The organism is Gilliamella sp. Fer1-1, assembly GCF_001690825.1.
Taxonomy (GTDB): domain Bacteria; phylum Pseudomonadota; class Gammaproteobacteria; order Enterobacterales; family Orbaceae; genus Gilliamella; species Gilliamella apicola_C.
This window is the reverse complement of sequence record NZ_LZGX01000050.1, coordinates 12,592-38,954: the sequence shown is the minus strand read 5'-3', so window position 1 is coordinate 38,954 and position 26,363 is coordinate 12,592. Positions and strand designations below refer to the sequence as shown.

27 protein-coding genes and 1 pseudogene are annotated in these 26,363 nt (G+C 35.0%); 13 read left to right on the top strand and 15 right to left on the bottom strand.

All coding sequences use genetic code 11. The annotated features are described in order from the left end of the window. From A9G28_RS06945 to A9G28_RS06915, 7 genes are all read right to left on the bottom strand, one after another. Positions 1-592: DNA repair ATPase (locus A9G28_RS06945; RefSeq protein ID WP_176702123.1), on the bottom strand; the 592-nt coding region annotated here is incomplete at its 3' end. A 115-nt stretch (positions 593-707) separates the two neighbouring features. Beyond that, positions 708-2,744, bottom strand: coding sequence for a hypothetical protein (locus tag A9G28_RS06940; protein WP_442903099.1), 2,037 nt, complete (start codon positions 2,742-2,744; stop codon positions 708-710). A 97-nt stretch (positions 2,745-2,841) separates the two neighbouring features. Next, complete coding sequence (locus A9G28_RS06935) at positions 2,842-3,489, bottom strand: hypothetical protein (protein ID WP_065567461.1); 648 nt, start codon at positions 3,487-3,489, stop codon at positions 2,842-2,844. Between the two features lie 94 nt (positions 3,490-3,583). Next, positions 3,584-4,276 carry a PspA/IM30 family protein gene (locus A9G28_RS06930; RefSeq protein ID WP_065580188.1) on the bottom strand — a complete coding sequence of 231 codons (693 nt, stop codon included), beginning with the start codon at positions 4,274-4,276 and terminating at the stop codon, positions 3,584-3,586. 18 nt (positions 4,277-4,294) lie between these two features. Continuing rightward, the gene (locus A9G28_RS06925) at positions 4,295-4,948 is read right to left on the bottom strand and encodes a YjfI family protein (RefSeq protein ID WP_065580187.1); all 654 of its coding nucleotides are present in this window, start codon (positions 4,946-4,948) and stop codon (positions 4,295-4,297) included. A gap of 267 nt (positions 4,949-5,215) precedes the next feature. Next, on the bottom strand, positions 5,216-7,519 hold the full coding sequence (locus tag A9G28_RS06920) for a TonB-dependent receptor domain-containing protein (protein ID WP_065580186.1): 2,304 nt from the start codon (positions 7,517-7,519) through the stop codon (positions 5,216-5,218). Positions 7,520-7,624: 105 nt separating this feature from the next. Then, a complete protein-coding gene (locus tag A9G28_RS06915; RefSeq protein WP_176700650.1) occupies positions 7,625-8,470 on the bottom strand; it encodes a heme/hemin ABC transporter substrate-binding protein in 846 nt (281 codons plus the stop codon). Positions 8,471-8,748: 278 nt separating this feature from the next. On the opposite strand from A9G28_RS06915, the pseudogene hutW reads away from it, so the two are divergent. The 9 genes and pseudogenes from hutW to A9G28_RS13565 all read left to right on the top strand — a co-directional run. Further along, a pseudogene (gene hutW, locus A9G28_RS06910) lies at positions 8,749-10,053 on the top strand (heme anaerobic degradation radical SAM methyltransferase ChuW/HutW); the annotation flags it as partial. A 127-nt stretch (positions 10,054-10,180) separates the two neighbouring features. Further along, positions 10,181-10,681, top strand: coding sequence for a heme utilization cystosolic carrier protein HutX (hutX, locus tag A9G28_RS06900; RefSeq protein ID WP_065580183.1), 501 nt, complete (start codon positions 10,181-10,183; stop codon positions 10,679-10,681). An 18-nt stretch (positions 10,682-10,699) separates the two neighbouring features. Further along, a complete protein-coding gene (locus A9G28_RS06895; protein ID WP_065580182.1) occupies positions 10,700-11,338 on the top strand; it encodes an NAD(P)H-binding protein in 639 nt (212 codons plus the stop codon). A gap of 46 nt (positions 11,339-11,384) precedes the next feature. Next, positions 11,385-12,371, top strand: coding sequence for a FecCD family ABC transporter permease (locus A9G28_RS06890; protein ID WP_065580181.1), 987 nt, complete (start codon positions 11,385-11,387; stop codon positions 12,369-12,371). 13 nt (positions 12,372-12,384) lie between these two features. Next, on the top strand, positions 12,385-13,161 hold the full coding sequence (locus tag A9G28_RS06885) for a heme ABC transporter ATP-binding protein (protein ID WP_065580180.1): 777 nt from the start codon (positions 12,385-12,387) through the stop codon (positions 13,159-13,161). An 84-nt stretch (positions 13,162-13,245) separates the two neighbouring features. Continuing rightward, the gene (gene zntB / locus A9G28_RS06880; RefSeq protein ID WP_176700651.1) at positions 13,246-14,247 is read left to right on the top strand and encodes a zinc transporter ZntB; all 1,002 of its coding nucleotides are present in this window, start codon (positions 13,246-13,248) and stop codon (positions 14,245-14,247) included. Between the two features lie 268 nt (positions 14,248-14,515). Then, positions 14,516-16,402: a DNA topoisomerase III gene (locus A9G28_RS06870; RefSeq protein WP_065580178.1), complete on the top strand. Its 1,887-nt coding sequence runs from the start codon at positions 14,516-14,518 to the stop codon at positions 16,400-16,402. Between the two features lie 29 nt (positions 16,403-16,431). Continuing rightward, positions 16,432-16,578, top strand: a complete 147-nt coding sequence (locus tag A9G28_RS14085; RefSeq protein WP_081297778.1) for an integrase core domain-containing protein — start codon at positions 16,432-16,434, stop codon at positions 16,576-16,578. Positions 16,579-16,944: 366 nt separating this feature from the next. Next, on the top strand, positions 16,945-17,106 hold the full coding sequence (locus tag A9G28_RS13565; RefSeq protein ID WP_176702122.1) for a hypothetical protein: 162 nt from the start codon (positions 16,945-16,947) through the stop codon (positions 17,104-17,106). On the opposite strand, the gene A9G28_RS06865 is transcribed toward A9G28_RS13565, so the two are convergent. From A9G28_RS06865 to rsmE, 7 genes are all read right to left on the bottom strand, one after another. Beyond that, positions 17,078-17,599, bottom strand: a complete 522-nt coding sequence (locus A9G28_RS06865; RefSeq protein ID WP_065580177.1) for a DUF6630 family protein — start codon at positions 17,597-17,599, stop codon at positions 17,078-17,080. The genes A9G28_RS13565 and A9G28_RS06865 overlap by 29 nt on opposite strands. Before the next feature lie 667 nt (positions 17,600-18,266). Then, positions 18,267-19,304 (bottom strand): phosphoribosylformylglycinamidine cyclo-ligase, encoded by a 1,038-nt coding sequence (gene purM, locus A9G28_RS06860; RefSeq protein ID WP_065567118.1) that lies wholly within the window; start codon positions 19,302-19,304, stop codon positions 18,267-18,269. 98 nt (positions 19,305-19,402) lie between these two features. Then, positions 19,403-19,813 (bottom strand): Holliday junction resolvase RuvX, encoded by a 411-nt coding sequence (gene ruvX / locus A9G28_RS06855; protein WP_065567117.1) that lies wholly within the window; start codon positions 19,811-19,813, stop codon positions 19,403-19,405. 3 nt (positions 19,814-19,816) lie between these two features. After that, entirely contained in the window at positions 19,817-20,374 is a 558-nt protein-coding gene (locus A9G28_RS06850; protein WP_065567116.1) for a YqgE/AlgH family protein, read from the bottom strand. Positions 20,375-20,394: 20 nt separating this feature from the next. Then, positions 20,395-20,847 (bottom strand): GNAT family N-acetyltransferase, encoded by a 453-nt coding sequence (locus A9G28_RS06845; RefSeq protein WP_065580176.1) that lies wholly within the window; start codon positions 20,845-20,847, stop codon positions 20,395-20,397. A gap of 9 nt (positions 20,848-20,856) precedes the next feature. Beyond that, positions 20,857-21,807 (bottom strand): glutathione synthase, encoded by a 951-nt coding sequence (gene gshB, locus A9G28_RS06840; protein WP_065567114.1) that lies wholly within the window; start codon positions 21,805-21,807, stop codon positions 20,857-20,859. A gap of 177 nt (positions 21,808-21,984) precedes the next feature. Then, positions 21,985-22,710 (bottom strand): 16S rRNA (uracil(1498)-N(3))-methyltransferase, encoded by a 726-nt coding sequence (rsmE, locus tag A9G28_RS06835; RefSeq protein ID WP_065580175.1) that lies wholly within the window; start codon positions 22,708-22,710, stop codon positions 21,985-21,987. A gap of 97 nt (positions 22,711-22,807) precedes the next feature. Here rsmE and folB point away from each other — a divergent pair, with 97 nt between their 5' ends. The 4 genes from folB to A9G28_RS06815 all read left to right on the top strand — a co-directional run bounded on the left by folB (position 22,808) and on the right by A9G28_RS06815 (position 24,908). Continuing rightward, positions 22,808-23,179, top strand: a complete 372-nt coding sequence (folB, locus tag A9G28_RS06830; RefSeq protein WP_065580174.1) for a dihydroneopterin aldolase — start codon at positions 22,808-22,810, stop codon at positions 23,177-23,179. A gap of 31 nt (positions 23,180-23,210) precedes the next feature. After that, positions 23,211-24,206, top strand: coding sequence for an MBL fold metallo-hydrolase (locus tag A9G28_RS06825; RefSeq protein WP_065580173.1), 996 nt, complete (start codon positions 23,211-23,213; stop codon positions 24,204-24,206). Positions 24,207-24,271: 65 nt separating this feature from the next. Continuing rightward, a complete protein-coding gene (locus A9G28_RS06820) occupies positions 24,272-24,478 on the top strand; it encodes a hypothetical protein (protein ID WP_065580172.1) in 207 nt (68 codons plus the stop codon). Between the two features lies 1 nt (position 24,479). Continuing rightward, positions 24,480-24,908, top strand: coding sequence for an EamA family transporter (locus A9G28_RS06815; protein WP_065580171.1), 429 nt, complete (start codon positions 24,480-24,482; stop codon positions 24,906-24,908). Positions 24,909-25,079: 171 nt separating this feature from the next. Here A9G28_RS06815 and moeA read toward each other — a convergent pair whose 3' ends face one another. Beyond that, positions 25,080-26,306, bottom strand: coding sequence for a molybdopterin molybdotransferase MoeA (gene moeA, locus A9G28_RS06810; RefSeq protein ID WP_065580170.1), 1,227 nt, complete (start codon positions 26,304-26,306; stop codon positions 25,080-25,082). Between the last annotated feature and the right edge of the window lie 57 nt (positions 26,307-26,363).

Sequence of the window (26,363 nt, the reverse complement as noted above, 5' to 3'; positions counted from 1 at the left end):
CTATATCTCGTTCACCACGGTTATCTATATAATTAATATTTTTTTTATCGGTTGATATAGACCACCGAAAAACGCGAATATCACTTACCCGTTCACCAATTTGGAAGCTAGCTAGTAACTTACCATCTCGTTCAACAAGTTGTAATAACTGAGCATTTTTATAATAAGTATAAAGTTCATTAAAATCTTGAACAAATCGATCAATGTTTAAGAAGGTACCAGAAAGATCAACAGGATCTGCTTCGTAATTACCATCACGTTCAATAAGCTGATAAAGAGAAAAGACATCTTCAATTTTGGTTTCTTTTTTTAATCCTAAAAAAACGTTATAGCCAAATAATAACCAATCACCAAAACGAACAATATCTCTTGCTATACAATTATTTTCAGTTCTTATACGAATTCGCGCGGTAATTGACATATCGCTTTTACCGAATTCAGAAAGCCGTTGTTGATTTAATGTTTCTGTTTTTTGGTTAAGCTCTTGCCCTAATGATGTTAGACGTTTACGAAGAATTTCATAAGCACCGCCTTCGGCAACTGCTTTATCTAATGTTGTTTGTTTTTCAATATCTTGTTGTATTTCTGACATTTTTAACTCATTATGATTATACAGAAAAGCTTATTGTTTTCGGTAGAAACGTATTATCTACCGAAAACAGATGATAGCGATAAGCCAAATTAATAACTATCGAAGAACATGTTCATTATTTATTGTCATTTTCTGTAGATAGAAATTGTTTTGCTAGTGCTTTTAAATCAGTATTTTGCAATGTTTCTTTTAGATCAACATGCTTATCGCCTGATAAGCGTGATAACACTGATTGCAACGCCGATTGAAGAACAGGGCTTTGATTAACTGTTCCTTCAATAGCTTTACCTACACTAATTGCTTTAGAGAAGCTGTTAAAGAAGTTATCGTTGCCGCCCACAATTTCGATATTGGCTTTACTAAATGCTGCAGCAAGAACATCTGCTTGCTCTCTTGCAATTTCTTTATTGGCAGCAATAGCAGCCATAGCTTGTTCAAATCCTTTTTCAAGTGCCAAACGGAACTCCTCATGGTGTTGAGATTGTTCGCTCATTGTGCCCATAGCTTGGAATTTCTCAACTAAACCACTAGCTTCGGCTGTTAAACGTTCACGTATTACTAGTGCTTCAGCAAGGCCTTGCTCTTTTGTTGACGATGCTTTGGCTAAACCGATTCGTTCATCACCACGAGCTTGTGCTGAAAGTTTTTCTTCAAGTACTTTAGCTTCTGTTAAGCCTTGTTTCTCGATTGCAATAGCTTTAGCTTCAATAACTTTTGCTTCTGATAATCCTTTTTCTTGGTTACCTTTTGCTTCTGCTAATAAAGTTTCTGCTGTGATATTTGCTTTGACTAATCCTTCTTTTTCTTCAGCTTCTGCGCGTGCTTTACGTACTTTTGCTTCAGCAAGACCGATTGCCGCTTCTTCAGCTTCAATACCTTGTGCCAATTGTTTTTTGGCTTCTGCTTGTTTAGCTGCTGCTTCAAGTTCAGCTTGTGCCATTGTGCTAATTTCAATAGCGCGGTGTTTTGATGATTGTTCGTCAGCTTCTGCTTGCTTAACTTGCTTAACTAACTCTTGTTCAGCTCTTGCTTCTGCTTCAATAATTGTTGTTTGTTTTTCACGATCTGCTTTTGAAACTTCACGTACTTCTTTAATGTTTTCTTCTTCGACTGCCACTGTTTTTTCAACAGCAACGCGTTCTCTTATTACATTGGCAATAAGTTTTTTTTCTTCTTCAAGCACTTTATCTTTTTCAATGCGTTGCAATTCAACCTCTCGTTCACGAGCAACAATTTCAAGTGAACGAGCTCTTTCAACTCGCTCTTCTTCTATTGCAATAGCTCTTAAGCGGTTTTGTTGTGCAACTTCGACTTCACGTAAACGATTTTCTTCTCGTACTTCAATTTCTTGTTGTGATTGAATTCTAGCTTGTTCTGCTTTCAAACGCTCTTCTTCTTGTACTTTTAACGTCTCAGCGGCTTCACGTGCTCGAATTGTTTCGATTTCTCTTTTTTGTCTTGCTTCAGCATCTGCTTGTTGTCGTTCAAGTTCAAGTTTTGCTTCAATTGTTTCGGTATCTTTCTTTTTTAATGCGAGTTCAAGATCTCTTTCTCGTTTGTTGGTTTCATCTTTATGAACAGCTGTAATGGATGTAATTTTATTAATCCCTTCAGCATCAAAAATATTATCAGGATCAAGAGATTTTATTGGCGTTTGTTCTAAATAATCGATAGCAACATCTTCTAAAGCATAACCATTTAGATCTTTTCCGATAACATCAATAATGCGTTCACGAAAGTTCATGCGATCTTCAAACAGTTTTGATAACTCGAATTGTTTCCCGACGGTTTTTAGTGCTTCTGAAAATTTTGCACTAAAGAGTGAACTTACTGCTTTTTGATCTGAAGCTCTATCTACACCAATAGATTTAGCTACTTTTAACACATCTTCAGTCGTTTCGTTAACGCGTAAATAAAAAGCAACACAGATATCTGCGCGTAAATTATCTTTACAAATTAAACCATCTTTACCCCGCCGCTCTACATCAAAAGTAATCAATGAAATTTTCATAAATTCTTTTTTATAGATAACAGGATAAACTAGGGCCCCTGTAAAGTGTACTTTGGGTTTTGAGGTCATATCATTAACGATAAGTGCTGTACCCTGAGGAACTTTAATATAAAAAGCTTTAAATAATAAGAAAAACCCCATTATAACTAAAAAGATAATTCCTATTGTTATAAAAAAAAATATTATTGTATCAGTATTTATATGCATAATTTATTTTTCTCCAAAAATTGAACTCTGACTATCCGTTAAATTCTTCAATGCTAATGATTTCATAGAAATTATTGGCCATATCATATCGTAGTAGTACTGCTTTATCTCCACGCTTAAATTGATAAGCTTCGTCACTTCTAACTTGTAAAATTAATCCCGCTCCACCATCTTCATAAATAGCTTCTCCTTTAATGTTATTGACAATACTGGATCGTATTAGAACAATTTGTCCTAATAATGATTTATGATCATGAGTTAAATTTAGTTTTGTGAAAATAGGGCGAATAGGTTTTATGACAAATGCAGTGAGGTAAATAGCGGTGATTAGTGAAATTACAAAAAAAACTGCTCCTATAATAAAATAAAGCAAAATATCATTATATAGCGGTAATATAAAGAATCGGAAACTAAAATAGCTAATTGCCCATCCGAATAATGAAATTAAGGTAATAACTAATGTGAGCGGTACTTCATTAAAACCAAATTTCAATAATAAGCCACCAAATCCAGATGATGGTATATCGGTAGCTGTATCCTCTACGTTAATCGCTATATCTAAACAATCAACACTTAAAATGCCAATTGCGGCAGTTAACCAATACATAACGCAAAGTGTTAATAAGGCGCTAAAAATAACAACGGGAAAAGAAAAAAATATCCCCCAAAAAAGCTCCATTATATTTCCTTTATATTTTAAATAGTTATTACAATTTTCTAATTATTATATTTTTAACGGTTATTGTAACTAAAAAAAGTAAAACTTAAAAAACTTAATTAATTTGTTTTTCTTTTAACCTAGTTAAGATTGCTTCGGCACTTTGGTTGCTCGATTTTATTCCTGCCTCTTCAAGTTTACGATCAAGCGAATCTTGAGTTTCAGATCCCAATAATTCTTTTTTTGCTTCAATAGTGGCAGATGTTTTTTCTTGTCGTTTTTTTATTCGCTCAAGAGAGTCTAAGGCTGTTTGTAGTTTTGTTGTTGAATTTCCATAACGTTGAGCAATAGCAGATTGTGCCTTTTGCACACTTTCTGTTGCTTTTACAATATCTACTTGTTGTTTAAGATTACGGATATTAATTTCTGTTTGTAATATTGTTTGTCGTAGATTTTTTACGTTATCGGCAAAATAAGTTGCTTGCTCTTTATTAACTGTGTACTTCTTTTCAAGAACCGAAAGTTTTTCAGCGACTTCTAAGGCCAATTTTTCATTATTGCTTTCTAATGCTTTGATGGCATAATTTTCATACTCAGTTATTTCTAATTGAATTTTTTCAACTTCTTTATCGGCTAATTTTTGTTGCGCAAGTATGCTTGCTAACGATTCTTTAGCTTGTTTTAATTCAACGTCAGCATCGCGAATTTCTTGGTCTAATATACGTAGAGCTTGCGCATCAATAATCGCTTCGCCGGCTTCATTAACACTACCACGAAGCGCTGTAATAAGCTTTTTGAAGATAGCCATTGTTAATCTCCTTGTTAACTATTTTGATTCAATATTGTTAATGTTAATATAATGTTCATAAGCTTCGGTAGCTTTAATGACATTATCTGATAAAGTTTCTAATTCATAAATGATGTCGCTTAATAATGAAGACGCACTTAAAGCTCCGTACATAATATAATTTAATGCCCCATCTCCTGTTTTTTCAATTGCAATAGTCGATAGTGGGAATAGTTTTCTAGTACATAATATTTCTTCATTAAATTGATTTGTGTGTTTGACAATATCAACAGGCCAAAGTAGAGCCTCAATAATAATTTGTTGATTAGAAGCACTTAAAAATAGAGGTAGATCACCATACTCATGCATGGTTATATGCAAACAAGCATCAACGCCATCGATGACTTCAATACTGGCAAAACCTTGCTTAGATAATTCTGAGTCACGCAAAGCTTGATAAAGATCTGTAATTGACCAAACTTCATTTTTTTTCATTTTATTGTTTTCCTGTATATTGTTAAAGCATGTACTATTGTCTATAGGTAGACGAAACTGTTTTTCAATTTCGAGTAATTGAGTTGCATTTTCAGGTAAAATCCAAACTTCTTTTTTTATTAGACCTTGCTCACGCAAGCGTTTTCTATATTGTTGTTGGTAAAATGCAGAGCTTTTGGCCTCTTTTGTTTTTTTCATATGTTGATTTTATGTTTATTTTAATTATCAATAGGGTTTATATTAACATAAAAATATTACATGTAAATATCACATGTAATAATTACATGTGATATTTATTTTCTATAACTTAACAATTATATTTTTATTATTAAATTTAGCTATATTGAGGAAGTTTGCCTGCGTGAGATATTTGTTAATTAGTAAAAGTTAGATGCGCCAAATGTACATATTAGATGAAAATATCCTCTCTTTAAAAAAGGATATTTTCATTATTTATATTGTTAGTTAAAAATCAATATCCATACCTAACTGGAATGTTCTACCGGGTGCGGTGAACATTGCTAGATATTTATAGTTTGATGTTTTGTATAATTTATTGTTACTTAGATAATCCCAATATTTTTGGTCGGTAAGATTATAGATGCCACCGCTTAATTTTACATTCTTAGTGATATTGACATAACCAGTCAGATCCACAATACCGTGTCCTGCAACTCTAAAATAATCATCTGTAGCGGCTTTGATTGGTTTGCCGTCATTATTGTAAGTTTCACGAGCTGTATTTTCAGCTTTCTTGCCTTTTTGGAAGGTGGCAATTAATGCTAAACCATAGTCTTGATTTGGATTGTCCCATGCTAAACCAATGGTGCTCTTTAGTGGAGCAATGCTATCCATTTCAATATATTTATCGCCTAAATAGCTTGATTTTGATTTACCTTGATTGTAGCCAATTGCCAATCTGGCACTTAGCCCATTGGCTGATTCAATCCATGTACCGATATTAAATTCGCTACTTAGTTCTGCGCCATAAATATAGGCCTTATCTCTATTTTCTGATTGATAAACAATACGATTACCGACTCCGACAAAATTCTTTTTATAACGAGAATAGGCAATGAAGTTTTTATATTTATTATAAAAAGCGGCGGTTGATAATGTCACTCCTGATGTTGGCTGTCCTTTTAAGCCTAATTCAAAGTTGTCACTGGTTTCGGTTTTTAGGTTCGAATCGCCAACCAGTACATACATTTGGCTATGAGCTAAATAAGATCCATATAATTGATTTTGATTAGGCATTTGTGCGCCACGTTTATATTGGAGGTAAGTTATTAAATCAGGATTAATATCATACATAAATGCTATAGATGGCAATACCTTAAAGTCACTATTACGATTATATTGTTTACCTAATTGGTTAGCATTGATATTAGTAACTGTCATGTTTTGCAAATTACGAGGTTTGGTGTTTTGATATATAGCTCTAGCACCAGGGATTAAATAGAAATTATTGCTGTTATTGACAGTAAAACTTATACGATCTTCAAGAAATCCCCCTAATTGATAACTACGGCTATCTGCTTGAGGTTTTGTGTAATCTCCATCGGGGAAAATTCTGTCATACTGTGATTTAGCTGAAGTATAAAAAGGTGACTCATCTCGACTCCAATTAGCATTTAAACCTGCACTTATTTTTTGATTTTCATAACTTTTTAATAATGTTGTAATAAAGTTATAGGCTTTAGTATTATAGTGCGTTTGAGTGTTAAATTTACCTCGAGTGGTGTGTTGTAAATCCGTATTATCATAAACGTGGGTATGTTGATAATTTAATTGGGTAGTTAATGAGTCGATCCAACTAATATTGGTTGGTTTCCATAATTCTTTTATTGCTAAGTTAAAACGGTTATTTTTGCTTTTTTGGTGATCAAATGATTCTATTTTTTTACCATATTTGTCCCATGTATCATAATGAGAATTTTTAGTTTTGCTGTTATAATCAACGGTCGTATTGAGTAAATGCTCTTCGGTTATTTGCCAGCCAAATCCTGATAGGATTGAATTTGAATGCCAGTTTTCAGGGTAACTGTTGATGGAATCACCATGATTCCGCGTTTGTTTGCCATCACGGCGGCTTAATACTAAAATACCATTTAGCCCATCATCACCTCCAGCTATGGTTAAACCTTGATGATAACTTTTGTCAGTACTATCATAATTATTTTGGAAACCAACGTAGCTTGTTTTTCCTGAATATAAATAGTAACTGGCAGTTTTAGTTTGAAATGAAACCGAACCACCAAGGGCATTATTGGGATTACTAACTGATGTTGCGCCTGATTGAATATCGACTTTATTGTACATATAGGTATCAATGTAATCACGGCCAATACCATAAGAACCAAAGCCAGCACGACCTACAGAATTGACCCTACCTTGGGCTATAGGTAAAGGCATACCATCAATGTCGATTGAAACGCGGTTGGCATCTAAGCCGCGGATATTATAGCCAGTAAAGCCACCACGATCCCAACTACTTTTACCACTTCCTGAGCCAGAAATATTACCAGACGCAGAAATCAGTGGTTGATAACGCATTATTGTACAAAAATTGGTTCCGCCGTTGCGCCTAATGTCTTGCTCCGATATTTCTTTATTGGTGCCTAGTTTTTTAGTTGTTTCATGCGCTGTGACTGTCATTACATCATCATGCGTTTGGTTGGTGTTATTGTTTGCTGCAATGGCAGGTATTCCTAATGTTAAGCCTAAAGCTAGTGTACTAGATATTTTTAAATGAGTAACGTTAAGCATTTTAAACCTTTCAAATATAATAATCTAAATAATGTACTGCACTTGCTTCACTTTAATTTAGTATCAATTTATAGTAATCATTATGTTATTTTTGGGGGAAAATCATTATGGGTAAAATTGTTGATAAAGTATTTTGGCAGCTTCATCAACTCTTGGACCGATACCAAACAGGTAACTATCGTCTATGGTAATAATACGATGATTTTTGAAAGCTGCTGTTTGAGTAATTCCTGCAATAGTGTTTAGTTTTTCCATACCACCCAACTGTTCGATAGAATGATTATTTAATACGATAACTTCAGGGTTCATTGCTATTAACGATTCGGGGGTATACGTTTTGTAACTGGTATGTGTAGCAAGGTTTTCACCTCCAGCAATAGTTATAAGGGCATCAGCAGTAGTATTTTTCCCTGCTACTGAATTTGTTCCTCCCATGCTCATCAAAAATAGCACTTTTGCTTTATTAGGTTGATTGGCAATTTTGTCTTGGATTTGGATTAGATGGTTTTTTATTCTATTGATTAACTGTTGCCCTTCACTTTGTTTATTTAATTTATCCGCAATTTTTGTAATATTTAAATAAAGTAAATCAATAGTTCCAGGAACACGTTGCAATGAAAGCACATCGACTTTAGCTTGATTAACCTGACTTATTACGTTTTTAGGCTCGGCATCACTTAATGTAATAAATAACGAGGGTTTTAGCGATAAGATGCCTTCAATATTTAACAATTTCCAATAACCAATTTGTGGAAGTTGTTTTACCGATTTTGGATAACTACTCGTTTTATCCACCCCTACAACTTGATCACCAGCCCCCAGCGCAAATACAATTTCGGTTAAAGAGCCGCCAGCAATAACAATTCTTTCATTTGCAAAACTTAAATTCATAAGGTTGATTAAAGAAAAAAGAAACAGAATTACGCTTAATTTCTTTATAAATTTTTTCATTGTGTAGTTCCTATCATTCGGCATTGGACAGAAGTTACTTACTATAATGAAAATGATAACTATTATCAATATAATGTAGTAATATTTGAGCTGTTTTAAATTTAACTTATTAATTATTAAAATAAATTTATTATTTATTAAAAAATTAGTATTTAATTAATCAATGTGAAAATTTATTTTAAATATCAATTGGATATAAAAATTTAAATAAAAAACGTTGCTAAATGATAATAATTATTATTTAATCTGTGTGTTTTATTTGTACAAGAATAGTTGGTATGAAAACATTAGATGTTAGCACTTTTTATGCTGAAAATACGACGTTGCCATTTAAAAATCGCTGGGCAGTAATGCCTTTACAAGCTAGTTTGCCATTATCTTCATTAGAAATTGAGCAGCAATGGGAAATTATTCAAGCGACATCACTTAGAGGTAAAAAACGTTTAATTTATATTCACATTCCTTTTTGCGATATTCATTGTCAGTTTTGTGGTTTTTATCAAAACCCATTACGGAAGTTTAATACTGAAACCTATATCGATTATTTATTAAAAGAAATATCGCTTGAAATAGATAATAAAGCGATGCAATCTGCTCCAATTCATGCCATTTATTTTGGTGGAGGCACACCTTCGGCTTTGGCTAGTGGGCAAATAGCCAGAGTAATTCGTTATTTTAAACAGCACGCTCCTTTGGCTCCTGATTGTGAAATTACGATTGAAGGGCGCATTTCTGATTTTGATGATGAACGTGTTGATAGCTATATTCAAGCTGGTGCTAATCGTTTTTCGATAGGTGTACAAACCTTTAATACTCAAATTAGACAAAGGTTAGGGCGAGCATCAACTGAAGAACAAATCATTAAAAACTTTGAACGCATAGCTGCACGAGATAGTGTTGCTTTAGTGTGTGATTTAATGTTTGGTTTACCCGATCAAACCCCTAAAACATGGCAACGAGATTTAGATATTGCTAATAATTTGCCATTAGATGGCATTGATCTTTATTCCCTTAATTTATTGCCTACAACACCACTTGCTAAAGGTGTTGAAAATAAACGTATTGAAATACCGTCTGTCACTGATAAGTATCGTTTTTATCATCAAGGTGCTGAATTTTTTGCTAAACAAGGTTGGGTTCATTTAACTAATGCACATTGGGCTAAAACTAGCCGTGAACGAAATTTATATAATTTTTTAATTAAACAAGGTTCAAATTTCTTTGCTTTCGGCTCTTGTGCTGGTGGGCGGTTAGGTGGTCAATCTTTTATGATCCATCGAGATTTAAATCAGTATTACGCCCAACTAGATCAAGGTAAAAAGCCAATTATGATGTTAACAGGTAAACCATTAATAGGTGAATGGTTATATCAATTACAAGCAGGTATTGAAAAAGGGCGAATTGATTTGACGCAATTAACATAGCACTATCAATTGTTTGAACCATTAATCAATCAATGGCATAAAGTAGGGCTTCTACAAAATACAGATCATTGCCTGCTTTTGACATTATCTGGGCGATTTTGGTCGAGCAATATCTTGCAAGCTTTACAGCAGTTATTATTACAACTCAATAATCCAGAATATATTGAATTACAACAAAAAATGGCACAAGAAAAACGAACGACTGGTAGCCAACAAATGATGCCTCATTCCGCTATTAAGCAAGCAAAAGATCCACATTAACACTTCGTAATTAAAGGATATTATTATGACAGATAAACAAAACCATTTAGCTAATTTAGCTGCATATATGCAAACCAATCCCGAGGAAGTATTAGAAAAGATTGCTCAAGATCATCATGTTACATTGACACAAGTCATTCAGGTTTTACCCAGAGCAAAAATTGTCGATGGCAGCCATTTTGATACCATTTGGGAAGAAGTAGCAACTTGGGGAGAAGTATTGTTTTTAATCCATACTGGGGATGTTATTGCTGAAATTTCTGGTGAGTTACCCTTAGGGACGCATAGCCACAAATATTTTAATTTACGACACCAAAAAGGTTTAAGTGGCCATATCAAGGCGGAGCATTGCCAATACATTGCTTTTATTGAACGTAAATTTATGAAAATGTCTACTGCGTCGATGATATTTCTTAATCATATGGGACAAGCGATGTTTAAAATCTTTGTTGGTCGTGACGAAAAATATCAACTTAAAGCAGAACAGCTAGACAAATTCAGAGCATTAGCTAATCGGATTAATTAACTTTAAGATGTTAATACAATGAAAACACTATTAATCTTTGGCGTCAGCCCTAAACAAGGAACTGGTTATCAAGTTTTACAACTAGCTAAACAAAACCATCCAGATTGGCGTTGTATTACATTAGTTCGTAATAATACTTTTGCTAAGCAATTAGTCAAACAAGGCATTGAAACCTATGTCGGTGATGCAACTGATTGCGTGCTAGTTAAACAACTTTGTGATTTAGCTGGTGCTGATTCGACAATTGTTTCAACCTTAGGCGGGGAAACTGGGAATTATCAGGCGCAGCGTATTATTATTGATTGTGCTGAGCAAACAGGCATAAAACAGATGGTTTTAGTCACTTCATTAGGATGTGGTGACTCATGGGCAACTTTATCAGCGAGAGCAAAACAGGCTTTTGGTCATGCAGTACGAGAAAAATCGTTAGCTGAAACTTGGTTACAAACCAGTAAATTAAATTTTTTAATTTTAAGGCCTGGAGGTTTGCGTGATGGTGAAATGACTCAAAATGCCCAATGCTATTATCAACAAGAAGTACATGGGTTTATTCATCGCATTGATTTAGCAAAAATAATTATTGATAAAATCGCTAATCACGAATTTGGTAATTGTGCTTATAGTGTTGTTGACCCTAGTTTAACAATAACTTATTAATTAGCTAAATAATATGAGTCATTCAAGATATAAAAGAGGTTAATGGGTGCAAAACAATCGTCATCGTTCATTATTATGGGGGTTAATTGGTCTACTCTTGGTGCTTATTATATTCTCGGCTAATTCTGGCGCATTAAATTTATCCATTACCCATTTAATTAACCTACAATTTGACGATCCGTTATGGCATATTTGGCTTAATGTCCGTATGCCTCGCATTATGTTAGCTGTTGTTGTTGGTATGGCTTTAGCTAGTTCTGGTGCGGTAATGCAAGGGCTGTTTAGAAATCCATTAGCCGATTCTGGTCTATTGGGCATTAGTAGTGGTGCTGCTTTAATGGTGGGACTATCTATTTTATTTCCTGCAATATTTCCATCTATTATGATGCTTTACGGTAAAATGTTTGCTGCTTTTGCAGGTAGCTTACTGATTTGTTTGTTAATTTATATTTATAGCTTAAATTCACAATGTAACTTAGCAAAGATGGTTTTGTTAGGCGTGGCCATAAATGCCATTATTGGCGCAATAATGAGGTGCTTGAGCTATATTGGTGATGAGATCCAATTGCGTCAGCTCTCATTATGGTCAATGGGCAATTTAGGTAAAGGTTCGTGGGATTTGGTTTTAGTTGCGGTATCACTCATTTTTCCCGCTTTACTTGGTATTTTTAAGTTATCGCATGCACTGAATCTTCTTCAACTTGGCGATGAAGATGCTCATTATTTGGGCATCAATGTACAACGAATAAAACGATACCTATTATTACTCTGTGCAGTACTAATTGGTACCTCAGTTGCAGTTAGTGGCATAATTGCTTTTGTTGGTTTAGTTGTTCCTCACATGATTCGATTACAAATGGGAGCTAATCATCGATGGTTATTACCGGCCTCAGCGTTGGGTGGAGCCTGTTTATTATTATTGGCGGATACTTTTGCCCGAACGTTAGTTGCTCCTACTGAAATTCCAGTTGGGTTATTTACTAGTTTACTTGGTGGGCCTTATTTTCTATGGTTAATTTTAAGACATAAATAATAGATGGAATTTAATGATGCTAACTGCTCAACATTTAACTTTTAATTATGCAAATCACACTTTAATTAATGATATCTCTTTAACTATAGAAGTGGGCAAGATTACCATCATTATTGGACCTAATGGTGCAGGAAAATCAACACTATTGCGTTTGTTAACAGGTTACCAAAAGCCATCATCAGGAGAGTGTTATTTATTAAATAAACCGTTGTCACAATGGTCAGAAAAGCAATTATCTAAAATTCGCACGGTAATGCTACAACATAACCCATTGACGTTTCCTTTTAAAGTAAAAGAGGTCGTCGCTATGGGGCGTTCGCCATATGGAAAAACTGATTTTGATATAGCAATAAAACAATCTATGCAGCAAACAGATTGTTTAAAACTAGCAAATCGAGATTATCGTAACTTATCTGGTGGAGAACAACAGCGTGTGCAGTTAGCTAGAGTTTTAGCGCAGTTGTGGCAAGTACAGCCAACTGAAAAACTGCTCTTTTTAGATGAGCCGACTTCGGCACTTGATTTATATCACCAGCAACAAACCTTAAGATTATTAAAGAAACTGGCTTGCGAACAACAATTAGCCGTATGCTGTGTTTTGCATGATCTGAATTTAGCTGCATTATATGCTGATAAGATCTTATTAATTAATCAAGGAAAACTTGTTAAACAAGGTATACCTAAAGATGTTTTAACCGCAGAAAATATTAACCGTTGGTATAAGGTAGAATTAGGGATTTATCCTCATCCAGATAATGCTTGTGTACCTCAAATTTATTTAATGCGTTAAACAAAATAAATAAACTCTAATTGGTTACTCCATTTTAAGCTAAATTCAGTATATAATTTGAAAAAATAACAAATGGGGTCGGTTATGACTAATCAAAATAGTACCAGTTCTATTTCTGTTTCACATCTCTTAGATGCTAAACCGGCTTTTAGTTGCCAGCTAGATGGTAAAGGCAAAGCAATGCCACTTAATGAACAAAGTGTTCCTTCAGTTACACAGCCATTTTGGATTCATTTAGATTTTGCTAAGCAAGAAACCATCAATTGGATTAATACCACCCATTTAGTTCCTGATTTGATCAAAAACGAATTGATAAAATCGAACCAAATATCTAAAGAAATCCGTTTTGAGTCGGGGATTTTAGTGGTTTTAAAAGGGGTGAATTTTATTCCAAATGAGCTTCCAGATCCTATTGTGACTTTCCGTTTTTATATCACCGATAACATGATTATTTCAACCCGACATCAAAAAATTGGCGCCATTTCTCAGCTGCAAGACAATTTAGATAAAGGCATTGGACCTGTGGATGTTGCTGATTGGCTAATTCAAATATCTGATTTAATTAGCGATCAAGTTAATTTATCTTTTAATAGTACTCATAATAAAATCATCAGGCTAGAAGATTTAGTTCTTAACCAACGGATATTTTCATATAAAGAAATAGGCCGTGTACGTAAACAATTGATCGTTTTACGTCGGTTGTTATCACCGCAACGTGATATTTTTGTAAAAATTTCGACTGAAAGAATTTCATGGATTGATGATAACGATCGCCAACGGTTACACGATATTTCCAATCAGCAAAACCATTATGTATCTGACATAGATAGCTGTTTATTGCGGTTAGCTTCAATAATGGAGCAAATTAATAGTTTCTTGGCTGAATCAACCAATAAACGAATTTACTTAATGTCACTATTTACCATTATATTTACGCCGATTACATTTTTAACTAGTTTACTTGGCGTCAATTTAGCGGGTATTCCTTTTAGCCAACAAGAATGGTCTTTTATTGGGTTAATATTACTGCTTGTTGTTATTTGTATTGCTTCGGCTATTTGGCTTAAATATAAAAAGTGGTGGTAATTGTGGTCACATTTTTACAAAAAATGGATAAAAGGTTATGAGCGTTTATACAGTTAGTGATAAGGATATTATTAAGCCTTTATTTAACAACCAGCAAAAAACTAATTGCGAAAAGTTAATTTTAATTTGTTTTGTTTGCGTTTTTTTACCAAGCTGGGGATTGTATAATTTTCTATTGATGAATGTGGCTACATTGTTGGACTATACATTAGATACTCTCCTTTATGAAGCGTATATTGCTTGAAATATTTAATGAATAATCATTGTTATGCGATCTAATCATTCTTATCGTTTATTTATTGCTGAAAAACCCAGCTTAGCTAGAGCTATTGCTGATGTATTGCCTAAACCTCACCAAAAAGGCAATGGTTTTATTAAAGCAAGTAATGGTGATATTGTTAGCTGGTGTATTGGTCATCTTTTAGAGCAAGCTACACCAGAAATTTATGATCCTAAATATAAAAAATGGGTGATGAGTGATTTACCTATAGTGCCTGAAAAATGGATCTTAATGCCAAAAGACAATACAAAAAAACAATTTAATATTTTGGTCGATCTAATTAACTCTGCCGATCAAATTGTACATGCCGGTGACCCCGATAGAGAAGGACAATTATTGGTGGATGAAGTCTTAAATTATTGCCAATTACCGCCGAGCAAACGCAAAGCTATACAGCGATGTTTAATTAGTGATTTAAATGCGAGCGCTGTTGAAAAATCATTGCAACAATTACGTAATAACCAAGATTTTATTCCTTTATCAACCTCTGCATTGGCAAGAGCTCGAGCGGATTGGCTTTATGGCATTAATATGAGCCGGCTTTGCACTATTGTTGGACAAAAAAACGGTTATCGAGGTGTATTATCAATTGGGCGAGTACAAACACCTATTTTAGGGTTAGTGGTTAGGCGTGATTTAGAGATAGCACAATTTGTACCTAAACCTTTTTATGAAGTGTTTGCTGTATTGCAAACCAAAGACAATGAAACATTTAAGGCAAAATGGCAACCAAGCGAAGCCTGTGCACCTTATCAAGATGAAGAAGGGCGAGTATTAGTCAAAAAGTTGGCTGAAAATGTTTGTCAACGCATAAAAGGTAAACCAGGAACAATTGATAAAGTTAGTAACAAAAAGAAAGAGTTGGCACCTCCCATGCCATTTAATTTATCGGCACTGCAAATTGAAATGGCTAGGAAAAATGGATTAAGTGCGCAAGATGTACTCGACATTTGCCAATCGCTATATGAAAAGCACAAATTAATTACTTATCCAAGGTCAGATTGTCGCTTTCTACCCGAAGATCATTTAAAACAAATTATGGGCGTTAAGTCTGCTATTGAAAATAATTGCCCTGAGCTTCAAACTGCCATTGACCAGGCAAATTTTACTTTGCGTTCCAAAGCTTGGAATAATAAAAAAGTCGAAGCTCATCATGCTATTATCCCTACATTACGCAAAACTAAAATGACAAATTTGAGCGATAACGAAAAGGCGGTTTATCAAGTTATTGCAACGCAATATTTAGCGCAATTTTATCCTGCTTACAAATATGCCGAATTGCAAATTGATGTTGATATTCAAGGCGGGAAATTTATTGCTAAAGCAAACCAAATGCTTGATGAAGGTTGGAAGATTCTATTTAGGAGTAAAAACTACCAAACTGATGCAGATGATAATGAAACCAATGGGTTATTAACTAAATTGGTTAAAAAGGGGGAAACTGTGCAATGTGTTGATACTGAATTGCTGAGTAAAGAAACCCAGCCACCAAGAGCCTTTACCGATGCCACATTATTATCGGCTATGACGGGTATTGCCCGATTTGTTAAAGATCCTGAAATTAAAAAAATATTACGTGAAACGGATGGCTTAGGTACCGAAGCAACGAGAGCTGGTATTATCGAATTGTTATTTAAACGCCAGTTTTTGACTCGTCAAGGTAAAACAATACGTTCAACAGACGTGGGTAAAAATCTGATTTTATCATTACCTGATATCATGTCGATGCCCGACATGACAGCACATTGGGAATTACAATTAGATGAAATTAGCAAAAAAGAGTTTTCATACCAGCAATTTATGCACCAACTCAATTTATCACTACTAGAGCTTGTTAATCAGTTAAAAAATGCGCGATTGAATATTAGATCTTAGTGTCGCTATCATCATCAAAATAGAATGAAATGCTCGATTTATCTCTTTTTAACAACTTAGCGCAAGCGAAGAGAGTAACCGAAGAAGGGGTAATGATTTATAACACGGAAAGGCCGCATGGAACATTGAAGAACATGGCGTCAATTGAATGTAAAACACTAAAACAAGTAACTTAATTTTCTACGTCAGTTGTGTGCTAAGTTTGAGGAACTTTGCAAGATATGCTTAAAAGACGAATCGTCGCTTTGATTATGACCAAATTTACCTTTATTATTTTGATAAACTAAAGCAAAAAATTGCGCTATTTGATAAGAAGAAAAAAGCTAAAAGCAATCGCTTTCAATCCTTGAAAAAAAGGATAAATTATGTTTACATAAACCGCTACAATTAGATGATGATAGCTCTAATTTTTTCATTAATGCTTTTTCATGCGAAATAGCGCAATTAAAGCGGGAAATAAATCAAGTTGAAATAATAAGAGTGCGAGCGCGTTCAATATGCCGTGTCATTTCGCTGAACTGGGTATCAAAAAGAAATGACACATGCCTCAAAAAATAGGTTTTGAAAAAGCATTAAAGTTATTACAAAATAACCAACAACCATTAATGGGTACAGATGGCATTTTAACGCCTTGCTCGAACAATGCTACGCCTGTTTGTAAAGTAATTTATCCCACTACTCTAATTCGCTACCCAATTGATTAACTAGGTATTCTACTTCGTTATGTGCTGTCGTTGGGTAAACGATGATCCATAAATTATCATCCCCCGATATGACATTAGCAAGATTAAAACCTTGTTTTTTAAGTTCTCGATTAAAATCTGCTAATACTCCATCATTTGAAACAGTTGTGCGGTTATCGTAATGACGCATATTCGGGAACGAAACACGGTTAACACCAAAATTATTGAGTAACAGATCTGCAATCCCTAATTTAAGCTCATCAACGCTTTCGTTCCAATCGATTTGTAGCATAAATTCCGGTTGTAATATATCGCCTAATATCTCAACTTGGCGAAAAGTGATCAGTTCGTCTTCACTCACTAAATAATCTGTTTCAAATTCCTCATCTTCGTCTTCATCCCATTCATAATGATCAATCACATCATTAATCCATTGTAAATCAAGACTGTTAGTTAAAAGCGCTACCAATTTTTTTAAGTCTTGCCTAAATTCATCTGTAATAAGCCATTGCATATAATATTCCTTTCTATTTTAATTGATTTTTTACTATTGGATTTGTTGCTTTTATTATAAAGCAAATGATATTGTCAAATTAGCCTTGTGTAAATATCCCAAACTTAACACACAAGCCACCTAGAAAATTAAGCTGCTTGTTTTAGGAGATAGTTATATTATCAGCTAAAGGTAACAGTTAATTCTATTGCCAAAATCCATACTTAAGATGATTATGCTACAAAAATCATTCAGAAAAGTCATTGATTTTATTGGATTTTTTATTTTATAAAATGATGGTAAATAATAACATAAATTCTTTTGTCACAATACTACCTAAAAAGAGTTGGAATATTTTCAGAAGCCGAAGATACCAACAAAACAAACTTGATACAGACACCATTAGCTTTAGTGATATCAAAAACAAGCTGAATTTAATGTTAACTATATCTGGATAAGTGGCGGTACAGAAGGCATTGGTTCATTTTTTGGCGAGGATGAATGGTTAGTGCCTTAATATATACTAGGGGTAGGATATGCCGAAGTGTCTGTAATGCGAATGGTGTAGTCATCATGCTATCAGAAGCAGAAACCTACTGAAGTTAGCATAAACTAACTTCAGTAGGAATTTCCGTCCTTTAGGGCAGGGAGGATGTTAAGATTTGGATAGATAAAGTGAATGAAAAATCTATTTTATTATTACCCGCTCTGCTGATGTAGTCTGTTTAATTTCACCCAATAGCCATGCTGTTTCACCATGGTTATTTAGTAAGGTAATTGTTTTATCGACCCATGGTTTTGGTATGGCAATAATTAAGCCAACACCACAATTAAAGGTGCGATACATTTCATGGCGGCTAACATTGCCTGCTTTTTGTAACCAATTAAATATAGCAGGCCATTGCCAACTTGCTTCATTAATTATCGCTTGAGTATTTTCAGGTAACACACGAGGAATGTTTTCCCAGAAACCACCACCTGTTATATGTGCTATTGCATGGATATCAACTTGCGCAATTAAATCAAGTATGGGCTTAACATAGATTTTAGTTGGTGCTAGCAAGTGATCGGCAAGTGGTTTGCCGTCTAACTGTTCAGTAGCAGGGTTTACACCACTGACTTCAATAATTTTACGTACTAACGAATAGCCATTAGAATGAGCACCGCTTGAAGCTAATGCGATTAATGCATCGCCATCTTGCACCTTGCTACCGTCTATCATAGCTGATTTTTCAACTACACCAACACAAAATCCCGCTAAATCGTAGTCATTTCCCTGATACATGCCTGGCATTTCGGCAGTTTCGCCGCCAACTAAAGCACATCCTGATTGTTTACAGCCTTCGGCAATGCCTGTGACTACTGTTGCTGCAACATCGACATTAAGTTTACCTGTGGCATAATAATCAAGAAAGAATAAAGGTTCCGCACCTTGCACAATCAGGTCATTAACGCACATTGCCACTAAATCAATACCAATTGATTCATGGCGGTTTAAATCCATTGCTAGGCGTAATTTAGTACCCACGCCATCCGTGCCCGATACTAAAATTGGCTCTTTGTATTTTTGTGGAATAGCACATAACGCACCAAAACCACCCAATCCCCCCATAACTTCGGGGCGCTTGGTCTCTTTTACAACCGATTTGATGCGATTAACAAGTTCATTGCCGGCATCAATATCGACACCAGCATCTTTATAACTAAGAGAGTTGTTATTTGACACGGCAAGTTCCTTCCAATAAAAAATTGCTGTTTATTTTAGCAAGGATGATATTGGTTGGCGATCTATTATTAGGTAAAAGAATTGATTAATTAAAATAATTAATTGTTTTCAAACCAACTTTCTAAAATAATGATTGCGGAAGTCGCATCTACATGACCTTTTTCAAGTGCTCGATAACCGCGAGAAGCAAAAATATGTGATTTAGCTTCAACGGTTGATAATCGTTCATCTTGTAAATGGACTTGATAACCAAACATACCATGTAAACGGTTAGCAAATTTGCGTGCTCGGGCAGTGAGTGGTTGCTCTGTGCCATCCATATTTAAAGGCAATCCGACTACTAAAAAATCGGGTTTCCACTCGTTTAAGACCTTTTCGATTGTTTGCCAGTTAGGAATGCCATCGCGTGCCTTAAATGAGCATAAAGGGCTAGCTGTTTTAGTGATATCTTGGCCAATAGCCGCACCAATACTTGCTGTGCCAAAATCAAATGCGATAATCGTTGCCATTGGTTATGCATTTCCCATTTGGTGTGAAATGGTATTCATATTAATACCAAGAGATTCTGCTGCTTTTTGCCACCGTTCATTGATGGCAATCTCAAAAATAATTTTAGGATCTGTATCAGCAACTAACCAATTGTTTCGTGCTACTTCTTCTTCGAGTTGTAGCGATTGCCAGCTGGTATAACCTAATGCGAGCAATATATCTTTTGGTTGTTCAGGAGAACCGATAGTTTTTAATAAATCAAGCGATGTTGTAATCATCACATCGTCAGAAATTTGTATGCTTGATGAAAAACCTTGCTGTGGTGTGTGCAAAATAAACCCTTGTTCTTCAGCAATAGGACCACCAGCGAAAACGGGCTGTTCCAGTTCAGCACAATTTTTGCTTGCTGTTATATCTAAACGTGTCAGTACTGTTGATACATTAAGTTCTAATATCGGTTTATTAATGGTGATACCCATAGCACCATCGCGGTTATGCTCACAAATGTAGATAACCGAGCGACTAAATGTTGAATCGCTTATCGTTGGCATAGCGATGATAAAATGATTTTTTAAATTCATATGTTCACATTTTTAATAGTTTATAACGCGCATTTACCAATTTTAACTTTATGCTCAACATTACAGCGCATTAATAGCTCAGGCTCTCCGGTTTCTTCGTTGATTGATTCTGATACAATATTAAAATCCTGAGAAAGAAAAAAATCAATCGCTACGGTATTTTTTTTATAAACATGCGCTAGCAGTTCATTATGGCGTTGTTTTGCTTTTTCAACGAGTGCTTTACCTGTCCCTTGTCGGCGAAAAGCCTCATCAACAAATAAACCTGAAATATAGTTTTCAGTTATGCCAATAAAACCTTTTACTCCTTCAAGATCTTGAACATATAATGTCGACATAGGAATGAGCATTTTTACTAATTCATAATTTTGTTTGAAAAATTGAGGATCAATAAAACGATGTGCTTGTTCATTACCTTCTAGCCATATAGCCATGACTTTATCTAAATCTGCTGTTTTATATTCTCTGATCATTTTTTTGCTCTACTTATTTAATCGACGTTCAATGGCATCCATTAACATACCTGTAATGGAAAGATTTGGGTTTTTTGCCTCAATTTCACGAACACAAGTGGGACTTGTTACGTTAATTTCAGTTAGCTTATCGCCAATAATATCTAAACCAACAAATAGTAAGCCTTTTTCTTTTAACGTTGGAGCAATACTTTTGGCAATATGCCAATCACTTTCACTTAATGCTCTTACTTCTCCGTGCCCACCTGCGGCAAGGTTACCTCGAGTTTCCCCTTTTTGTGGAATTCTTGCTAAACAATAGGGTACAGGCTCACCATCGACAACCAAAACACGTTTATCCCCGTCTGTTATCGCTGGTATGTAAGTTTGAGCCATGCAGTAACGTGAGTTGTGCTCAGTTAAGGTTTCAATGATAACCGACACATTGGGATCACCAGCTTTAATTCTAAAAATTGACGCTCCACCCATACCGTCAAGTGGCTTTAAAATGATATCGTTATGCTCTTGATAAAAGGATTTAATCTGTTGAGTTTGACGAGTAACCAATGTTTCAGGCGTAAATTTTGCAAACCATGCAGTAAACAATTTTTCGTTACAATCACGTAAACTTTTAGGCTTATTTACTACTAATACGCCTTTTGCCTCAGCACGCTCTAGAATATAGGTTGCATAAATAAATTCGGTATCAAATGGGGGATCTTTACGCATTAATATGACATCAAGATCACTTAAGGGTATGGTTTGTTCATTGTTCATATCGAACCAATGGTGATCATCATTACAAACAGTTAATGTCCGTGTTGTCGCATAAGCTTCACCATTGCGTAAGAAGAGATCATTCATTTCCATATAAAAAAGTTGATACCCTCGCTTTTGTGCCTCAAGTAACATGGCAAAACTGGTGTCTTTTTTTATTTTGATATGACTAATTGGGTCCATTACAATGCCCAGTTTTATCATAATGACTCCTTACTGATTTTATCTACTTAATTGGGTTTTTATATTAAAATATAGGTATTACCTAAAGCGCTTTGTCAAGGCTTAATGGCAACACCCAAAATAATGCTTGCTGTTATCATACTCGTTACTAAGCCAGTTGCAAAGTAATCATTACTTATCGGCTACATTTTGCCGTGTTTATCCAAGATCGCCTAAGTGCACTTGTAATGCGGTAAGCGCTGTGAGTGCAGCGGTTTCTGTTCGTAACACCCTTGGTCCGAGTAAAATATCTGTAAAATGATAGTTATGCGTCATGCTAATTTCATTGTCAGACAATCCACCTTCTGGCCCAATCAATAAATAAATTTTTTTATGCTCATTAGCTAATTGTTTTATGCCGTGTTTAGCTTTAGGATGTAAATTGAGTCTTAATCCTTCCGTTAAACTTGCACACCAGTTTTCTAATTTCATGACAGGTTTGATTTCAGGTATTATATTGCGTCCACACTGTTCACAAGCTGAAATCACAATTTTTTGCCACTGTTGTGTTTTTTTATCTAATCTTTCGGTATCGAGCTTAACCCCACAACGTTCAGAAAGTAGTGGCGTTATACTACTGATACCTAACTCAACCGATTTCTGAATAGTAAATTCCATTTTTTCGCCGCGTGATATCACTTGCCCCAAATGGATCTCTAATGGCGATTCGCGATTATCTAAAATGGACGAAGCTGTTTTGACTGTAACCGATTTTTTATTGACTTCATGAATAATCGCAGGGGTAATATGATTAGCTCCATCAAATAAGATAATTTTTTCACCGACCTTCATTCGTAATACACGAATGAGGTGGTTAAACGCATTATCATCCAAGGTAATAAGGCTATTTTGCTCAATAATAAAAGGTTGAAAAATTCGAGTCATAATTACGGATATTTAGTATTATTTAAAATAAATTATAGCGTAATTTAACAAGATTCGGTAATCTCTATTTAATGTAATTAGGCATTTGGAATCGGGTATGAATACATACAGCAAAGATAGGGTACTGATTGAAGGATTAACTGTTCTAACAACCATCGGCGTCTATGATTGGGAAAAGACCATCAAGCAGAAGCTAGTTCTTGATCTTGAAATGGCATGGGATAATAAACCTGCTGGCGAAAGCGATAATGTATCGCTTTGTTTAAACTATTTTGAGGTTAGCCAAACGATAACACACTTTATTCAATCTTCGAAATTTGAGCTGATTGAATGTGTAGCAGAGCGAGTCGCTGAAATGATTATTAAACAATTTTCTGTTAATTGGTTGAAAGTTAAAGTATCTAAACCAACAGCAATAGCAAATGCTCGGAATGTTGCTGTAATTATTGAACGTACAGCAAATTACTAAACTAAATTGATTGTCAAAGAAGGCTATCAGGATGGATGATCAAAAACAAGATTTAACGACTCAAAAAAAACATCATACTGCTAAAGGGTTTAAACATGATGCATCTTTTAAAATTAAAATTGGCGAGTTTTTACGTTGGCGTTTTAAGCGTAAAGTGTTACCACCTAAAGTAGGTTATCATACTTTTAACCAAACATGGTTTGAGCCAATCAATCTCAGTTTACCTGATGATAGAGTTTGGTGGATTGGTCACTCAACAACATTGATTCTTTTAAATGGTAAGATGATTTTAACTGATCCTATCTTTTCTAAGCGGGCTTCACCTTCGCAATTCATAGGACCTAAACGGCGAACACCGCCAGCTTTAGATATTGAACAATTGCCACAGATTGATTTTATTGTTATTTCACATAACCATTATGATCATCTTGATTATAAAAGTATTCAGCAATTATTGGCTCGTTTCCCTCATGTTGTCATTATGGTTCCGCTTGGTTTAAAAAAAACATTACTAAAGTGGGGGGCTAAGAACACTATTGAATTAGATTGGTGGGATTGTAAAACTATTGATGGGCTTACTTTTTCTGCTACCCCAGCTGTACACTGGAGCAATCGAGGATTGTTTGATGTGAATAAAGCATTATGGTGTGGTTGGATGATCCAATCTAAGATTGCTAATCAAACAAAAACAGTCTATTTTATGGGGGATACTAGCTATTGTGTTGAATTAAAAGAGATTGCTAGGCGTTTTCCTTCAATTGATTTGGCATTAATACCTATTGGTGCTTATGCGCCACGTTGGTATATGAAATCACAGCATATTGACCCCAAGCAAGCTGTGCAACTGTACGATGAATTACAATGCCATTCAGCCATAGCTATTCATTGGGGAACATTTGAATTAGCTGACGAGCCATTAGATGAACCGTGCCAGTTATTAAATGAATATAAAGCAAACCGCCACTTTAATCTATTAAAAATAGGTGGTACTTTTGCTATTAATCACATTCATTCTGAATTAAAATAATTCCCATAAAAAAAACAGCAATGCTGTTAAATATTTAATGCGTTTGCCCAAAAAAGGAGAATGAAATGAAAGCTACGGTTATTGGTTTGTCTTGTTTGATGTTTAGCTTGGCATTAGTTGGATGTGGAGGTAAAAACGACGAAGGTAAAACTTATCATTGGTCAAAAGCTCACGGTGTTTTAGAAGATTGTCGTGGGATGATGAGTAAATCACAACAATGTGAAACGAATTCAAACAATCAACAATACCTATTTAAAATCGATAAATACTAATATGAGTGCGTGGCTTATTTATGCGCTACTTTCCGCTATCACTGCGGCATGCGTAGCTATTTTAGGTAAAATTGGTTTACAGCACCTTGATGCCAACACAGCAACTGCAATTCGTGCTATTGTCATGGCTATTTTTTTAGTTGGGGTGGTTGCTGTTCAAGGTAAACTAAGCCTTATCAACACGTTTTTTAATGATAAAAAGGCGTTATTTATTATTGCACTAAGTGGCATTGCCGGTGCGCTATCTTGGCTATTTTATTTTATGGCGATTAAAGAGGGCAAAGTATCGCAAGTTGCGCCAATTGACAAGTTAAGCGTAGTTTTTGCTGTTGTATTTGCTGCTATTTTATTCGGTGAAAAGGTTTCGCTATTAGCTGGTGTAGGGGTTGCTATGATTGCCGTAGGCGCGATATTAGTTGCACTATTTTAATTATATCTCAACTTATTATCTGCCAGCGGGTTATACCGTTATATAGTAATAAACCAATATAACGATATGTTCATAATGTTACATACCACCTATTTACACAACTAAATCATACACATAATAAATGTGCATGACTATTATGGTAAATAATGCAAATGGGTATTTAAACCACGCTTACTTTAGTAAACGATTAAACAGCTCAACCGTTACCTGCTCCCCTTTGCTGACATTACCACGATCCTGTTCAAGCACAATAAAACAATTAGCTTGCTTAAATGATTGTGTCATATGCGATCCTTGCTGACCTGTTGTGCTAACTTCTAACTCATTTTGTGCATTTATTTGTAACATACCACGTTGAAAGTCTACTCTACCAAGGCTCTTTTTAAGATTGGTTGCAGTGCTTACTTTAAAGGTTAAATCAATGGCTGGTGCTTCAACCCCTGAAAGCGCTAAAATTAGTGGTTGTACTAATTGATAAAAAGTCACTAAGGTTGAAACTGGATTGCCGGGCAAACCACAAAATAGCGCCTCGCCAATGTTGCCAAAGGCAAAAGGCTTGCCAGGTTTCATCGCAATTTTCCAAAAGCTGATTTTGCCAAGCGCTTCTAAAGCCACTTTAGTATAATCTGCATCGCCCACAGAAACGCCACCGCTGGTGATGACTAAATCAGCTTGGTTCGATGCGGCTATCAACGCTTGTTTGATTTGAGCAGGGTCATCAGAAATGATACCAAGATCGACAATGTCACAGTTAAGCTCAGTTAATAATAATTTTAGCGTGAAACGGTTACTATCATAAATAGCACTATTACCAGCTAAAGGCTCACCAATTGGCGTTAATTCATTACCTGTTGATAAGATAGCTACTTTCAGTTTTTTAAAAACCAAAACTTCACTAATGCCTAATGTCGCAAGGGTTGATAGTATAGGGATGGTTAATTTTTCTCCTTTACTCACAACGGCAGTGTCTTTTTTTATATCTTCGCCCATACGGCGGATATTATCGCCAACTTTTACCTCATTTAAAAAAGTGATACCTAGCTCCGATTTTTCGGTCTGTTCTTGCATCACTACGGCATCAGCATCATTAGGTACGGGTGCTCCAGTCATAATACGTAAACAAGTACCTTGTGGCCAATTAAGATTACTTATATCATCGCCAGCTAAAATAATGCCCGCTATAGGTAATAATTTAGATTGATTAACATCGGATAATCTAACGGCATACCCATCCATCGCTGAGTTATTAAAGCTTGGCACATTAATCGGCGACATTACCGGTTCAGTAGTGATACGTCCTAATGCATCGAACAAAGAAACTTTTTCGCAATTGAGTGATTTTATGGCTGATGCGCGTTGAAGCATTTGCTGTTTGGCTTGTTGAAATGTGAGTAACATAAAAGTGTGCCTTCCTTATGTTTATGAAGCTATTATTTGATCTTGCTAAGAAATTTC

Coding starts and splice junctions, on each gene's coding strand:
- A9G28_RS06940 (WP_442903099.1), bottom strand. CDS start 2,744: ATGGGGTTTTTCTTATTATTTAAAGCTTTTTATATTAAAGTTCCTCAG.
- A9G28_RS06935 (WP_065567461.1), bottom strand. CDS start 3,489: ATGGAGCTTTTTTGGGGGATATTTTTTTCTTTTCCCGTTGTTATTTTT.
- A9G28_RS06930 (WP_065580188.1), bottom strand. CDS start 4,276: ATGGCTATCTTCAAAAAGCTTATTACAGCGCTTCGTGGTAGTGTTAAT.
- A9G28_RS06925 (WP_065580187.1), bottom strand. CDS start 4,948: ATGAAAAAAACAAAAGAGGCCAAAAGCTCTGCATTTTACCAACAACAA.
- A9G28_RS06920 (WP_065580186.1), bottom strand. CDS start 7,519: ATGCTTAACGTTACTCATTTAAAAATATCTAGTACACTAGCTTTAGGC.
- A9G28_RS06915 (WP_176700650.1), bottom strand. CDS start 8,470: ATGAAAAAATTTATAAAGAAATTAAGCGTAATTCTGTTTCTTTTTTCT.
- hutX (WP_065580183.1), top strand. CDS start 10,181: ATGACAGATAAACAAAACCATTTAGCTAATTTAGCTGCATATATGCAA.
- A9G28_RS06895 (WP_065580182.1), top strand. CDS start 10,700: ATGAAAACACTATTAATCTTTGGCGTCAGCCCTAAACAAGGAACTGGT.
- A9G28_RS06885 (WP_065580180.1), top strand. CDS start 12,385: ATGATGCTAACTGCTCAACATTTAACTTTTAATTATGCAAATCACACT.
- zntB (WP_176700651.1), top strand. CDS start 13,246: ATGACTAATCAAAATAGTACCAGTTCTATTTCTGTTTCACATCTCTTA.
- A9G28_RS06870 (WP_065580178.1), top strand. CDS start 14,516: ATGCGATCTAATCATTCTTATCGTTTATTTATTGCTGAAAAACCCAGC.
- A9G28_RS14085 (WP_081297778.1), top strand. CDS start 16,432: ATGCTCGATTTATCTCTTTTTAACAACTTAGCGCAAGCGAAGAGAGTA.
- A9G28_RS13565 (WP_176702122.1), top strand. CDS start 16,945: ATGCCTCAAAAAATAGGTTTTGAAAAAGCATTAAAGTTATTACAAAAT.
- A9G28_RS06865 (WP_065580177.1), bottom strand. CDS start 17,599: ATGCAATGGCTTATTACAGATGAATTTAGGCAAGACTTAAAAAAATTG.
- ruvX (WP_065567117.1), bottom strand. CDS start 19,813: ATGGCAACGATTATCGCATTTGATTTTGGCACAGCAAGTATTGGTGCG.
- A9G28_RS06850 (WP_065567116.1), bottom strand. CDS start 20,374: ATGAATTTAAAAAATCATTTTATCATCGCTATGCCAACGATAAGCGAT.
- A9G28_RS06845 (WP_065580176.1), bottom strand. CDS start 20,847: ATGATCAGAGAATATAAAACAGCAGATTTAGATAAAGTCATGGCTATA.
- gshB (WP_065567114.1), bottom strand. CDS start 21,807: ATGATAAAACTGGGCATTGTAATGGACCCAATTAGTCATATCAAAATA.
- rsmE (WP_065580175.1), bottom strand. CDS start 22,710: ATGACTCGAATTTTTCAACCTTTTATTATTGAGCAAAATAGCCTTATT.
- folB (WP_065580174.1), top strand. CDS start 22,808: ATGAATACATACAGCAAAGATAGGGTACTGATTGAAGGATTAACTGTT.
- A9G28_RS06825 (WP_065580173.1), top strand. CDS start 23,211: ATGGATGATCAAAAACAAGATTTAACGACTCAAAAAAAACATCATACT.
- A9G28_RS06820 (WP_065580172.1), top strand. CDS start 24,272: ATGAAAGCTACGGTTATTGGTTTGTCTTGTTTGATGTTTAGCTTGGCA.
- A9G28_RS06815 (WP_065580171.1), top strand. CDS start 24,480: ATGAGTGCGTGGCTTATTTATGCGCTACTTTCCGCTATCACTGCGGCA.
- moeA (WP_065580170.1), bottom strand. CDS start 26,306: ATGTTACTCACATTTCAACAAGCCAAACAGCAAATGCTTCAACGCGCA.